At 67.2% G+C, this 12,276-nt stretch carries 14 protein-coding genes; 11 read left to right on the top strand and 3 right to left on the bottom strand.

The genetic code is table 11. From position 1 onward, the window contains the following. Position 1 precedes the first annotated feature (1 nt). From dksA to AC3QL2_RS08035, 11 genes are all read left to right on the top strand, one after another. Entirely contained in the window at positions 2-436 is a 435-nt protein-coding gene (gene dksA / locus AC3QL2_RS08085; protein ID WP_481115969.1) for an RNA polymerase-binding protein DksA, read from the top strand. A gap of 44 nt (positions 437-480) precedes the next feature. Beyond that, complete coding sequence (locus AC3QL2_RS08080; RefSeq protein WP_493234723.1) at positions 481-1,539, top strand: CobW family GTP-binding protein; 1,059 nt, start codon at positions 481-483, stop codon at positions 1,537-1,539. Further along, on the top strand, positions 1,539-1,901 hold the full coding sequence (locus AC3QL2_RS08075; RefSeq protein WP_493234724.1) for a hypothetical protein: 363 nt from the start codon (positions 1,539-1,541) through the stop codon (positions 1,899-1,901). Before AC3QL2_RS08080 ends, AC3QL2_RS08075 begins: the two co-directional genes overlap by 1 nt. Positions 1,902-1,985: 84 nt before the next feature. Next, positions 1,986-3,422 (top strand): hypothetical protein, encoded by a 1,437-nt coding sequence (locus tag AC3QL2_RS08070; RefSeq protein ID WP_493234725.1) that lies wholly within the window; start codon positions 1,986-1,988, stop codon positions 3,420-3,422. A 12-nt stretch (positions 3,423-3,434) separates the two neighbouring features. Continuing rightward, positions 3,435-4,343: a metal ABC transporter substrate-binding protein gene (locus AC3QL2_RS08065; RefSeq protein WP_493234726.1), complete on the top strand. Its 909-nt coding sequence runs from the start codon at positions 3,435-3,437 to the stop codon at positions 4,341-4,343. Between the two features lie 10 nt (positions 4,344-4,353). After that, the gene (locus tag AC3QL2_RS08060; protein ID WP_493234727.1) at positions 4,354-4,923 is read left to right on the top strand and encodes an ATP-binding cassette domain-containing protein; all 570 of its coding nucleotides are present in this window, start codon (positions 4,354-4,356) and stop codon (positions 4,921-4,923) included. Continuing rightward, positions 4,920-5,711 (top strand): metal ABC transporter permease, encoded by a 792-nt coding sequence (locus tag AC3QL2_RS08055; RefSeq protein ID WP_493234728.1) that lies wholly within the window; start codon positions 4,920-4,922, stop codon positions 5,709-5,711. Before AC3QL2_RS08060 ends, AC3QL2_RS08055 begins: the two co-directional genes overlap by 4 nt. Before the next feature lie 325 nt (positions 5,712-6,036). Continuing rightward, positions 6,037-7,011: an STAS domain-containing protein gene (locus AC3QL2_RS08050; RefSeq protein ID WP_493234729.1), complete on the top strand. Its 975-nt coding sequence runs from the start codon at positions 6,037-6,039 to the stop codon at positions 7,009-7,011. 83 nt (positions 7,012-7,094) lie between these two features. After that, a complete protein-coding gene (hslV, locus tag AC3QL2_RS08045) occupies positions 7,095-7,634 on the top strand; it encodes an ATP-dependent protease subunit HslV (RefSeq protein ID WP_481119810.1) in 540 nt (179 codons plus the stop codon). Continuing rightward, positions 7,631-8,968 carry an ATP-dependent protease ATPase subunit HslU gene (hslU, locus tag AC3QL2_RS08040; RefSeq protein WP_493234730.1) on the top strand — a complete coding sequence of 446 codons (1,338 nt, stop codon included), beginning with the start codon at positions 7,631-7,633 and terminating at the stop codon, positions 8,966-8,968. The genes hslV and hslU overlap by 4 nt, the downstream gene beginning before the upstream one ends. A 149-nt stretch (positions 8,969-9,117) precedes the next feature. After that, complete coding sequence (locus tag AC3QL2_RS08035) at positions 9,118-9,990, top strand: AEC family transporter (RefSeq protein ID WP_493234731.1); 873 nt, start codon at positions 9,118-9,120, stop codon at positions 9,988-9,990. A gap of 16 nt (positions 9,991-10,006) precedes the next feature. Here AC3QL2_RS08035 and AC3QL2_RS08030 read toward each other — a convergent pair whose 3' ends face one another. From AC3QL2_RS08030 to AC3QL2_RS08020, 3 genes are read right to left on the bottom strand one after another with little or no spacing between them, the layout of a single operon-like run. Further along, positions 10,007-10,408 carry an RNA-binding S4 domain-containing protein gene (locus AC3QL2_RS08030; RefSeq protein WP_493234733.1) on the bottom strand — a complete coding sequence of 134 codons (402 nt, stop codon included), beginning with the start codon at positions 10,406-10,408 and terminating at the stop codon, positions 10,007-10,009. Then, a complete protein-coding gene (locus tag AC3QL2_RS08025) occupies positions 10,405-10,947 on the bottom strand; it encodes a response regulator transcription factor (protein WP_493234734.1) in 543 nt (180 codons plus the stop codon). Before AC3QL2_RS08025 ends, AC3QL2_RS08030 begins: the two co-directional genes overlap by 4 nt. Further along, on the bottom strand, positions 10,944-12,209 hold the full coding sequence (locus AC3QL2_RS08020; RefSeq protein WP_493234735.1) for an ATP-binding protein: 1,266 nt from the start codon (positions 12,207-12,209) through the stop codon (positions 10,944-10,946). The genes AC3QL2_RS08025 and AC3QL2_RS08020 overlap by 4 nt, the downstream gene beginning before the upstream one ends. Positions 12,210-12,276: the final 67 nt, after the last annotated feature.

The raw sequence follows: 12,276 nt of genomic DNA, 5'->3' as shown, positions 1-12,276 counted from the left end.
CATGGTTGCAACCACGACAAGCAATGAGAAGCTGCTTACCGAGGCCGAAATTCTGGCCATGCCGGAAGACGATTACATGAACCCGGCCCAGCTGGAGTTTTTCCGGGACCGTCTCACCAAGATGCGTGATGGGCTTCTCGAGAACGCGGCCAGCACGGGTGCCAACCTGCGTGAGAACGAACTGGTGGCCGATCCGGCCGACCGTGCGACGGTCGAGGAAGAACATGCACTCGAACTGCGCGTGCGTGATCGCGAGCGCAAGCTGCTGAAGAAGATCGACGAGGCCCTCGGCCGCATCGCCGAAGGCGATTACGGCTGGTGCGAGGAAACCGGTGATCCGATCGGCATCGGCCGGCTGCTGGCCCGTCCGACGGCGACCCTGTCGATCGATGCGCAGGAGCGTCGCGAGCGGACCCAGAAGCTCTACGGGGAATAAACCGTCCCCTGGCCCCGCCGTCGGGTGGGGCCGCAGCTGATTTCATGAGCGCTCCGGCGAACCGCATTCCTGTAACCCTGCTCACCGGTTTCCTGGGAGCGGGGAAGACGACCTTGCTCAATCAATTGCTGCGCCGCCCCGAAATGGCCGGCAGCGTGGTGCTGATGAACGAGTTTGGTGCGGAGCCGATCGATCATCTGCTCGTCGAGCACCTGGACGAGAACCTCGTCCTGCTCGAGTCGGGCTGCATCTGTTGTTCCGTGCGTGGCGACCTGGCCCGCGCACTGCGCGATCTTTTTATGCGCCGGCTGCGTCGCCAGTTGCCCGCGCTGGATCGCATCGTCATCGAGACCACCGGATTGGCGGACCCCGCACCGGTGATCTTCACCCTGATGCGGGATTTCTTCATCGCCGAGCGCTATCGCCTGGATGGTGTCGTCACCGTCGTGGATGCTCAGTTCGGGCTCGACCAGTTGGGCGTGCGGCCAGAGGCCGCCAGGCAGGTCGTGTTGGCGGATCGTCTGGTGATCTCCAAGTGCGATCTGGCCGAGGCTTCGGCAATCGAGGCGCTGGCGGCACGGCTGGCCGTGCTCAACCCCGGAGCGCAGCAGATCCGCGCGGTGTCCGGCGCCGTCGAGCCAGCCGATATCATCGATTGTGGTCTGCGGGATGGCGAGGCCTCCCCCGCGGTGCTCCGCTGGCTGGCCGAAGAGGCGGTACGCACTGCCGGCCGGAGTCTTTCCTACACCTCCGTCCGTCCGCGTAGCGCTGATCCGCTCCGCCATGACGAGGCCGTGCGCGCCTTTGTCGTGAGCCTTGATGTGCCGGTCGCATGGGGCGACTTTTCGGCTGCCCTCGATGCATTGCAGACCCGCCATGGTCCGCAGCTGCTGCGCATCAAGGGCCTCGTCCATGTGCGCGGCGAGCACGCGCCGCGCGTCGTGCAGGGTGTGCATCACCTGCGCTATCCCGAAACGGCGTTGCCGGACTGGCCGGACGACGACCGCCGCACACGTCTGGTCTTCATTGTGCGCGAACTCGATCAGGCCGTCGTCGAAGCGGCCTTCGAGCGTTTTCGCCTGCCTGGTAAGGCGGCTGCGTGATGCGCATCGGCGCCCGTCCTTCCGCCCTGTTCCGCAGCGTGCTGGCGCTGCTGCTGGTGTGCGCGCAGGTGTTCGCGGCGGCCCACGCGGTAAGCCACGTCGGCGAACTGGCGGGCCTCGCCCGCGACGAATCCATCGCCGCGTCGGCGCCTTTCGAGGGCGGTGTGCCGGCCGCCGAGCGCCACGAACGCTGCCTGTTGTGTCTGGCCGCCGCCGATCTGGCGTCAGCCCTGCCGTCCACGCCGCCATCCCTGCCGCCTCAAACGTTGCCACCGGCCCTGCCGGCGGACAGCCCGGTGGCCGGTCGCGTGGCGCGGCTGCCGCGTCCCCATAGCCGCGGTCCTCCCACCTCTCCTGTCTGATCCGTTTTCCGACATCTGGACCGGTGCGCCTGTTGTGGCTGCGCCGGCCCGCCCCTATACGGACCGATCCCAGGAGATCCGACCATGACTTTCGTACGTCCGGGCGTGCTGTGTGCCGCCCTGGCCGCGGCCTTTCCCGCCGTAGCATCTGCCGCCACTGACACCGACCTGAAGCAACTCCGCGAGCAACTGCGCGAGCTGCGCCAATCCTATGAGCAACGTATCCAGGCGCTTGAGCAGCGTCTGGCCGAAACCGAGAAGCAGGCCAGTCAGGCCGCCGCCAGTGCGGCGGAAGCGGGCACGACGGCCAGTGCCGCTGCCCGCTCCGTGGTGCAGGTGGAGAGCCGGGCCGCCGAAGCCCAGGCCGCAGTTGACAGCGTGGCGCGTCGCCCCGCCGCGGAAAGCGCCTTCAACCCGGCGATCTCGCTGATCCTCGACAGCAAGTTCACGCGCCTGCAGCGCGACCCCGCCTCCTATCGCATCGACGGCTTCATGCCGTCGGGCGGCGAGGTCGGGCCACCCCGCAAGGGCTTCTCCCTCGGTGAGTCCGAGCTGGCCTTCTCGGCCAACGTGGACCACCTGTTCCGCGGCAATGCACGCTTCTCGTTGGCCGAAGACAATGGCCAGGGCACCGTCGAGGTGGAGGAGGTCAACGTCGAGACGCTGGCTATGCCGTCCGGCTTCAAGCTGAAAGCCGGGCGCTTTTTGTCCGGCGTCGGCTACCTCAACCAGCAGCATCCCCACGAGTGGGATTTCACCGATGCGCCGCTGGCCTACAAGGCCTTCTTCGGGCCGCGCCTGCAGAACGACGGCCTGCAACTGCGCTGGGTCGCACCGACCGAACTGTTCATGGAGTTCGGTGCTGAAGTGGCGAGTGGCGAACGCTTCCCCGGTGCCGAGCGCAAGGCCAACGGCGCCGGCTTGTGGACGGCCTTCGCCCATGTCGGCGGGGATATCGGTGATTCGTCGGCGTGGCGTGTCGGCCTGTCCCATGTGCATAGCAATCCGCGCGAGCGCAGCTTCGAGGACAACGGCGTCAACAACGTCTTCTCCGGGCGCAGCCAGACCTGGATCGCCGACTTCATCTACAAGTGGGCTCCCAACGGCAACAGCAGCGTGACCAACCTCAAGTTGCAGGGCGAATACTTCCAGCGCCGTGAAACGGGTGAGCTGACCTACGACACGGATGGCACCGCAGCCCTGTCGGCAGCCCGTTTTCGTCCGTCCGGCGGCTACCTGCAGGCGGTCTACCAGTTCATGCCGCAATGGCGCGTCGGTGTGCGTGGCGACTGGCTGCGCAGCGGCACGACGGACCTGGGCACGCTCAGCGCGGGGGATCTCCCGATCCTCGCCGGCTACGACCCGCGCCGCCAGTCGGCGATGGTGGATTGGTCGCCGTCGGAGTTCTCGCGCCTGCGCCTGCAGGTGGCGCGCGACCAGTCGCGCAACGGGGAAACCGACAACCAGGTCTGGCTGCAGTACATCATGAGCCTCGGCGCCCACGGCGCCCACACGTTCTGAGGAGTGCAAAGAATGTTCTCGAAAGCAATTCTGCGTCTGGCCGTCGTCCTGATGGCCTTTGCCGCGATGCCGGCGTCGGCCGCCCTCAACGTCTTCGCCACGGTGCCCGAATGGGCCGCGCTGGCCCGGGAGATCGGGGGCGACAAGCTGAATGTGTTCTCCGCCACCAATGCGCTGCAGGACCCGCACCGCATCGAGGCCAAACCCTCGCTGATCGCCCGCGCCCGCAGTGCCCAGCTGGTGATCGCCACCGGCGCCGACCTGGAGGTCGGCTGGCTGCCAGTGGTCCTGCGGGAAGCCGGCAATGCGGCGATCCAGCCAGGGCAGCCGGGCTATCTGGAGGCGGCTTCGACGGTTCGCCTGCTGGAGGTGCCGGCACGTCTCGACCGGGCCGACGGCGACGTTCATCCGGGCGGCAACCCCCACATCCAGACCGATCCGCGCAATCTCCTGAAGGTGGCCGACGCGCTGACTGCCCGGCTGACCCAGCTGGATCCGGCCAACGCGGTCGCCTACAAGGCTGGCCTGGCCCGCTTCAGCGAGCGCTGGAAGGCTGCGATGCTCCGTTGGGAGCAGGCTGCCGCGCCGCTGCGCGGCGTGCCGGTGTGGGTCCAGCACCGCTCCTTCCCCTACCTGGCCGACTGGCTGGGCCTGAAGGAACTCGGCGCGCTGGAGCCGAAGCCCGGCGTCGAGCCGTCGAGCGCCCATCTGGCCGGCATCCTCGAGCGCCAGAAGGCAACGCCGGCGCGCCTGATCCTGCGCCCCGCCTATTCCCGCCCCACCGCATCGGAATGGCTCGGCGAGCGGGCGCATGTGCCGGTCGTCGTGCTGCCGTTTACGGTGGGCGGTGATGCCGAGGCCGGCGACCTGTTCGCGCTCTTCGACGACACGATCCGGCGCCTGCTCGCCGGGCTGAAGTAAGGATCGCGGAATGGCCGACGATCTTCTGCTGCGGGTGAGCGGACTGGTGGCGGGCTATGCCACACCGGTGGCCGGCCCCCTGAGTTTCGCATTGCACCGGGGCGAGATCCTCGGCCTGGCCGGCCCCAACGGGGCCGGCAAATCCACGTTGCTGAAAGCCCTGTGGGGCGGCGTGAAGGTCTTCGAGGGCCAGGTGGAGAAAGCGCCAGACCTGCAGATCTCCCATCAGGCCCAGGGCTTCGACGATCTGCGCGGCGTGCCGCTGACCGGACGGGAGCTGCTGGGCCTCACCGGCGCCAGCGCGGATGGCCTGCCGTCCTGGCTCGCCGAAAGGCTGGACCGGCGCCTCGATCGCCTGTCCGGCGGCCAGCTGCAGTTCCTGCGCCTGTGGGCCTGCCTGACGGCGCCGGCCGACCTGATCCTGCTCGACGAGCCGACCAATAACCTGGACCGGGCCGGCGTGGCCTACCTGGTCGACTGGCTGGGGCATGCCCATGCGGGGCAAGGAATCGTCATCGTGTCCCATGACCACGGGCTGATCGATGAGGTGTGTACGCGTGTCGTGGAGATTGGCGCATGAGTTTCGATCTGTTGTTCGATCCGCTGTTCCGCGTTCCCTTCATTACCGGCCTGCTGCTGGCCGGGCTGTTGCCACTGCTCGGCATGTACCTGCGCCTGCGCAACGAATGGCTGGCGGCACTCGCCTTCGCGCAGATGGCTTCGGCCGGGGCACTGCTGGCAATGGTGTTCGACTGGCCGATGGTGGCCGGCGGGGTGCTGGCAGCGCTGCTGGCGGCCTTGCTGAAAGGGCTCGCGGCGCGCGCCGGCGCCAATGCCTATGCGCTGATGATGCTGTTGGCGTGGGCCGGCGGCGTGCTGCTGGTGGCCAACCATCCGCTCGCCGAGCAGGCCGGCCACGCACTGTTCGATGGCCAGCTGTACTTCACCGGCGAAGGCCATCTGGCCGCCGCTGCGCTGGTGTGTGTGGTCGTGTTGCCGCTATTGGCCTGGCTGTCCCGGCCGTTGCTGCTTGGGCGTTTCTTTCCGGCCTTCTATCGGGCGCGGGGGCGTGATGAGCGGCCGCGCCTGATGCTGTTCGACCTGCTCGCCGGTCTGGCGGTGGCCCTGGCCACGGTCAGCCTCGGCGTGATGGCGGCCTTCGCGCTGGTGTTCGTGCCGCCGCTGATCGCCTATCGCTTCGGCAGCAGCTGGCGGGCCGGTCTGGTCTGGTCGGCGCTGATCGGTATGGGCGGCTACACCTGCGCCTTCGTGGCTTCCCTGGGCTTCGATCAGCCTTTCGGGCCGGTCTGTGCATTACTGATGGTTATGCTGTTTGTGATCTCGTCCGTGAAATACAACCGGATGTAAAACAGAGAAGGGGTGCCTTGTTGAGTGGTATCCTCTTTAATCGTCAAAACCAGTGACCGCGGAGGATAGTGGAGTGGTGCTACCGTTTTTCGGCAAGAAGCCTGCACCTGCCGGAAGTCCTGCACCCCGTTCCCGGGCTTCGACGGCTTCTGCTGTAGCGCCGGTTCCCCCGTCTCCGTCGGCAGGCCCGCGAGCTGCGTCTTCCCGTGCTCCGGGGCCCCGTACCGAGGCCTCGTCCCTCGAGTTCACCGTCGCTGGTGGCGACCTGAACCGGGTTCTGGCCCAGTGTGCCGAGAAGGTGCATCTCGAGGAAGGCGTCGAGGAGATGTCTCCGTCTGCCGAAGAGGCGGCCATCCTTTATGCCAATGGCGGCTACGATGACGCGCGCTCGGTGCTGGAGCACGCGCTCGACACGACCATCGCTGGCGACGCACGCTTCGTGCTGTGGGGCATGTTGCTCGACCTGCTGCGACTGACCGGCCAGAAGGATCGTTTCGAGAACCTGAGCCTTACCTTCGCCACTGAATTCGAGCGCTCGCCGCCGGCTTGGCAGGATCTCTCCCTGCAGAGCTCGCGTAGCAGCGAGGCCAAGGTCCAGACCGTGAATCTGTCCGGCGTGCTGGGAGCCCAGGCGGCCGCCCAGTTTGCCCAGCTGATCCAGATCGGCATGCGCACCGGCGCATTGCGGATCGACCTGACCCGCCTGCGCAGTGTGGACAATGCCGGTGCGGACTTGCTGTTGCGCGCCGTGCGTGGCTTGCGTCGGGCCAAGATCAAGCTGTCCCTGATCGGCGCCGCGCACTTGGCGGCGGTGCTGGGCGGCATGGTGAAGAGCGGCACGCGCGAGAACCAGACCATCTGGCTGCTGTTCCTTGAGATCCTGCAGTACACCGACCAGCAGGAGCGCTTCGAGGAGCAGGCCCTTGAGTATGCGATGACCTTTGAGGAGTCGCCGCCGTCCTGGGAGCCGCCGCCGGCCGTGACCGACAGCCAGACGGGTGCGGAAGCGCTCGATGTCGAGATGAACGACATCTATGTGCTGGAGGGGGAGGTGACCGGCCCCAATGCCGACATCCTGCGCAAGATCGCCAGTTTTGCCCACAACCGCAACAAGGTGGATGTGGACTGCAGCCGCCTGCGCCGGATGGACTTCGTGTCCGCCGGCACGCTGTTCAATGTGATCTCGCAGCTGCACGCCCAGGGGCGGCTGGTGGTCCTGAAGAGCGTCAATTCGATGGTGGCGGCGTTGATGCAGGTGATGGGCCTGCACCAGGTGGCGCGCATCGAACTACGCGGCTGACATCCCGTCCGGACGCCGGTCCGGTCCGCGAATTTGCGGTGCGCAGGGCTTGCAATCCTTTTTTCTGCCCCCAGATCGGTCCGATGGAACAATATCACGGCACTACCATTCTCTCGGTCCGGCGCGGCCGGCACGTGGCCCTCGGCGGCGACGGCCAGGTCACGCTCGGCAACATCGTCATCAAGGCCAGCGCCCGCAAGGTCCGCAAGCTGTACCAGGACCGCATCCTGGCCGGCTTTGCCGGTGGCACCGCGGACGCCTTCACGCTGTTCGAGCGCTTCGAGGCCAAGCTCGAGAAGCACCAGGGCAACCTTGTGCGCAGTGCCGTCGAACTCGCCAAGGACTGGCGTACCGACCGCGCGCTGCGCCGCCTGGAAGCCATGCTGGCAGTGGCCGATCTGGACAGCTCCCTGATCATCACCGGCAATGGCGACGTGCTGGAGCCCGAGCAGGGCATCGTCGCCATCGGCAGCGGTGGCGCCTACGCCCAGTCGGCGGCCCGCGCCCTCATCGAGAACACCGAGCTGACGCCCGAAGAGGTCATCAAGAAGTCCCTGACCATCGCCGGCGACCTGTGCATCTACACCAACCAGTGCCATACCATCGAGGTGCTGACCCCATGACCCAGATGACGCCTCCGGAGATCGTCTCCGAACTCGACAAGCACATCGTCGGCCAGGGCAAGGCCAAGAAGGCCGTGGCTGTGGCTCTGCGCAACCGCTGGCGGCGTGCCCAGGTGGCCGAGCCGCTGAAGAGCGAGATCACCCCCAAGAACATTCTGATGATCGGGCCGACCGGTGTCGGCAAGACCGAGATCGCCCGTCGTCTGGCACGCCTGGCCAACGCGCCCTTCATTAAGGTCGAGGCGACCAAGTTTACCGAGGTCGGCTACGTGGGGCGCGACGTGGACACCATCATCCGCGACCTGGTGGAAATCGCCATCAAGGGCCATCGCGAACAGGCCATGAAGAAGGTCCGCGACCGCGCGCTGGATGCCGCCGAGGATCGCGTGCTCGACATCCTGCTGCCGCCGGCCCGCCCGACCATCGGTTTCGGCGAGGAAGCCCCGGCTGCCGAAGACAACGCCACCCGCCAGAAATTCCGCAAGAAGCTGCGCGAGGGCGAGCTCGACGACAAGGAAGTCGAGCTCGAAGTGTCCGTACCCGGTATGACCGCCGAGATCCTCGCGCCCCCGGGCATGGAGGAACTCACCGGCCAGCTGCAGAGCATGTTCCAGAACATGGGCGGTGGGAAGAAGAAGTCCCGCAAGCTGAAGATCAGCGAGGCCATCAAGCTGCTCGCCGACGAAGAAGCCGCCAAGCTGGTCAATGAGGAAGACCTCAAGACCGAGGCGTTGCGCATGGTCGAGCAGAACGGTATCGTCTTCCTCGACGAGATCGACAAGATCGCCACCCGTTCCGACAGCCACGGCGCTGACGTATCCCGTCAGGGCGTGCAGCGCGACCTGCTGCCGCTGGTGGAAGGCACGACGATCAGCACCAAGTACGGGATGATCAAGACCGACCACATCCTGTTCATCGCCAGCGGGGCCTTTCACCTGTCCCGCCCGAGCGACCTGATCCCCGAGTTGCAGGGCCGCTTCCCGATCCGCGTCGAGCTGGAGTCCCTGTCGGTCGAGGATTTCGAGCGCATCCTGACCCAGACCGACGCCTGCCTGACCCGTCAATACGAGGCCCTGCTGGCCACCGACGACGTCAGCCTCGAGTTCGCGCCGGAAGGCATCCGCCGCCTGGCCGAGATCGCTTTCCAGGTGAACGAGAAGACCGAGAACATCGGTGCCCGCCGCCTGTACACGGTGATGGAGAAGCTGCTCGAGGAGCTCGCCTTCGAAGCCGGCAAGGCTGGTTCGCAGCAAGTGCTGGTCGATGCGGCCTACGTGGATGCGCGCCTGGAGGTCCTGGCCCAGCGCGAAGACCTCGCCCGCTACGTGCTGTAAGCCATCGGGCTTGCGCGATGGCATTCGATGAGGGGCTGCCGGGCAGCCCCTCATTTCATTTGCAGGATGAATCGCGTATATGTCTTGAGGCGCGCAGCCACTGGGAGGGGGCGGCGTGTCGCTTCCCTCAACTACTTGCTTGCGCCCCCATGTTCCTCCGCATCGTTTCCATCCTGTTTCCGCTGTTCGCCATCACTGCCGTCGGCTACCTGGTCGGCAAGCGTTCCCGCCCCGACCTGTCCCACGCCAACAAGCTGAACCTGGACGTCTTCGTGCCGGCGCTGGTGTTCGCGGCGCTCGCCAACAAGTCCTTCCACATCGTCGAATACCTGCCGCTGCTGTGGGTGACGTTGGCGCTGGTGATCGGTTCGGGTCTGCTCGGCTGGGCGGCGGCCAAGCTGTTCGGCTATGCGCCGAAGACCTTCATGCCGCCGATCATGTTCAACAACTGCGGCAACCTGGGGCTGCCGCTGGCGGTGCTGGCCTTCGGCGAGCAGGCGCTGGCGCCGGCGGTGGTGATGTTCATGGTTTCCAACCTGCTGCACTTCTCTTTCGGTGCCTGGCTGCTGGATCACCACACGCGGCTGATCAATGTCTGGAAGGTGCCGTCGGTGCTGGCCACCGTGGCCGGCCTGGCGGTTGGCATCGCCGGCATCGAGGTGTGGCAGCCGGCGATGCTGGCGATCAAGATGCTCGGTGACATCTCGATTCCGCTGATGCTGTTCGCGCTGGGGGTGCGCCTCACCGAGTCACGCATCGCCGAGATCCGCCTCGGCCTGCTCGGCGCGGTGACGCGGCCGGTGATCGGCATGGTGCTGGCGGCCGGGCTGATGCTGCTGGTGCCGCTGGCGCCCCAGGAACGGGCGCTGCTGATGGTGTTCGGCGCGCTGCCGCCGGCGGTGCTCAATTACATGTTCGCCGAGCGCTACCACCAGGAGCCGGAGAAGGTCGCGTCCATCGTACTGATCGGCAACCTGGCCTCGCTGGGCTTCCTGCCGCTGGCCCTGGCCCTCGGCCTGTAAGCCCGGGCCCGCAAGTTCAATAGCCGCTGGTGAAGCGCCCCATCTGGCGGCGGTCGCGCTTGGTCGGGCGGCCGTGCAGGTCGGCGCCCGGCGTGGCGGCGAGCTGGCGCTGTTCCTTCTGGTTTTCCCGCGCGGCAAGGCTGTCGGCGGTTTCCTCGTAAAGGCCCTGCGCAACCGGGGCGCTGCCACGCTTGTCGGCGATGCCCTTCACGATCACCTTGAAGTGGGTTTCGGCGAGCTGGATGTCCACGGTGTCGCCGATCTTCACTTCCTTGGCCGGTTTCACGCGGATGCCGTTGAGCTGGATCTTGCCGCCATCCACGGCCTCGGTGGCCAGCGTGCGGTGCTTGTAAAAACGTGCCGCCCACAGCCATTTGTCGAGGCGGACGCGATCGTCGGGGTTGTCTGAGGGTTTCATTCCTTGACCGGCCGCTTGGCCAGTTTCCGTTGCAGGGTGCGTCGGTGCATTTTAAGCGCACGCGCCGTGGCTGACACATTGCCGTCGTGTTCGGCGAGTACGCGCTGGATGTGCTCCCACTCCAACCGGTCCACCGACATCGGGCTGGCGGCCACCTCGTCGTCGATGACCACCTCGGTGGCGTCTAGGGCTTTCAGGATCGCGTCCACGTCGGCCGGCTTGGCCAGGTACTGGGTCGCGCCGAGCTTGATCGCATCCACGGTGGTGGTGATGCTGGCGTAGCCGGTGAGGACCAGGATGCGACAGTCCGGATTGACTGCCAGCAGCGGCTCGATCAGGCGCAGCCCCGAGCTGCCGCCGATGTTGAGGTCGAGCACCACGTATTCCGGCTCGTGCTGGCGGGCTAGGGCCAGCGCCGTCTCGGGCTCCTGGGCGCCGAAGACGGCGAAGCCGCGCTGGCCGAGGGCGCGGGTCAGCACGCGGTTGAAGGCGGGATCGTCGTCGATGACGAGGATGTGGGGTGCGTCCAGTGGAGTCATGGGCGAAGGGCCGGCAGGGGAAGGGTGAGGGTGGCCTCGGTGCCGCAGCCGGGGCGAGGGGCGAAGCGGATCTGCCCACCGCAGCGCTCGACAGCGCCGAAAGCCAGCAGCAGGCCGATGCCGAGCCCTTCGCTGCGGCTGTCCAGGGCCTCACGGCCGGCCTGGGGCTGCAGCGCGGCGGGCATGCCGGGGCCACGATCGAGGACGCGCACGAGCAATGCATCGGCGGCGACGCTTGCCTCCAATTCGACGCCAGCCGGGCAGGCATCGGCGGCGTTGTTGATGAGGTTGTGGATGGCCTGCTCCAGCGTGGCATCGGCGACCAGGGCCGGTGCCGGCTGGCCGCAGTCGCAGCGGATGGCCAGCGGGACGCGGGGGCGCAGGCGTTGCCAGCGTTCGGCGATGCGCAGCAGCCAGGCATCGGCGGGCATCGCTTCGCCGCCCTCGGCACGCAGGCTGCCGGCGCGCAGGGTCAGGCCGCCGAGGATGGTCTTGCATTGGGCGATCTGCTCGCGCAGCAGCTCGGCATCCGCGCGGGTGTCGTCATCCAGCTGCGGATTGCGGGCCAGCTCCCCGGCGACGATCGCCATCGTGCCCAGCGGCGTGCCCAGCTCGTGCGCGGCGCCGGCGGCCAGGTTGCCGAGGGCGACGATGCGTTCGTTGCGCAGGCGGGCTTCCCGGGCTTCGGCGAGAGCCAGGTCGCGCAGGCGGATCGCGGCGGTCATGCGCACCACGTACCACACGATGACGCCGGCCGACAGCGCGAAGGTCAGCCACATGCCAGCCAGGTGCCAATGCACGGCCAAGCCGGAGTCGTAGATGTCGAGCTGTTCGTTGAATTCCCACAGGATCGAGTAGGCGGCTACGGCCAGCATCGCCAGCAGCCACGCCCAGACGGCCGACAGGCTGGCCGCGCCGATGGCCACCAGCGGCAGCAGCAGGGAGATCAGCGGATTGGTCGCGCCACCGGTGAAGTAAAGGAAGGCGCTCCAGCCGAGGAGGTCGATGGCCAGCTGCAGGAACAGCTCGATGCCGCGCACCTCGCTGAGACGGCGCGCACGCAGCAGGCTGGCCCCGTTGAACAGCGCCAGCGCCAGCCAGATGTCGAGCAGCGGGCGTACCGGCAATGGGATGTCGAGCAGCCACGGCACGGCGACGATGGTCGTCAGCATGCCGCCGAGGGACAGCCACCGCAGGCTGATCAGGCGGCGCAGGGCGTCGGCGGGGCGGAGCGGTCGGTCGGCGAGCATCGGTAGCGGCATCGGGCCATTATCCCCGAAGCGGAGAAGGGTAAGTGCCGGCAGGCAATGGGTGACAGGCGCCGGGGGG

Source organism: Zoogloea sp. GW822-FHT05C07, from assembly GCF_058800215.1.
The sequence above is the reverse complement of the archived record's forward strand: the minus strand, read 5'-3'. Positions and strand labels throughout refer to the sequence as shown.

Bases quoted from the DNA above. Each gene is read 5' to 3' on its own strand.
- AC3QL2_RS08075 (WP_493234724.1), top strand. From the start codon at position 1,539: ATGCGCATCGGCGCCCGTCCTTCCGCCCTGTTCCGCAGCGTGCTGGCG.
- AC3QL2_RS08020 (WP_493234735.1), bottom strand. From the start codon at position 12,209: ATGCCGCTACCGATGCTCGCCGACCGACCGCTCCGCCCCGCCGACGCC.
- AC3QL2_RS08025 (WP_493234734.1), bottom strand. From the start codon at position 10,947: ATGACTCCACTGGACGCACCCCACATCCTCGTCATCGACGACGATCCC.
- AC3QL2_RS08065 (WP_493234726.1), top strand. From the start codon at position 3,435: ATGTTCTCGAAAGCAATTCTGCGTCTGGCCGTCGTCCTGATGGCCTTT.
- AC3QL2_RS08055 (WP_493234728.1), top strand. From the start codon at position 4,920: ATGAGTTTCGATCTGTTGTTCGATCCGCTGTTCCGCGTTCCCTTCATT.
- AC3QL2_RS08070 (WP_493234725.1), top strand. From the start codon at position 1,986: ATGACTTTCGTACGTCCGGGCGTGCTGTGTGCCGCCCTGGCCGCGGCC.
- AC3QL2_RS08030 (WP_493234733.1), bottom strand. From the start codon at position 10,408: ATGAAACCCTCAGACAACCCCGACGATCGCGTCCGCCTCGACAAATGG.
- hslV (WP_481119810.1), top strand. From the start codon at position 7,095: ATGGAACAATATCACGGCACTACCATTCTCTCGGTCCGGCGCGGCCGG.
- dksA (WP_481115969.1), top strand. From the start codon at position 2: ATGGTTGCAACCACGACAAGCAATGAGAAGCTGCTTACCGAGGCCGAA.
- AC3QL2_RS08035 (WP_493234731.1), top strand. From the start codon at position 9,118: ATGTTCCTCCGCATCGTTTCCATCCTGTTTCCGCTGTTCGCCATCACT.
- AC3QL2_RS08060 (WP_493234727.1), top strand. From the start codon at position 4,354: ATGGCCGACGATCTTCTGCTGCGGGTGAGCGGACTGGTGGCGGGCTAT.
- AC3QL2_RS08080 (WP_493234723.1), top strand. From the start codon at position 481: ATGAGCGCTCCGGCGAACCGCATTCCTGTAACCCTGCTCACCGGTTTC.
- hslU (WP_493234730.1), top strand. From the start codon at position 7,631: ATGACCCAGATGACGCCTCCGGAGATCGTCTCCGAACTCGACAAGCAC.
- AC3QL2_RS08050 (WP_493234729.1), top strand. From the start codon at position 6,037: ATGTCTCCGTCTGCCGAAGAGGCGGCCATCCTTTATGCCAATGGCGGC.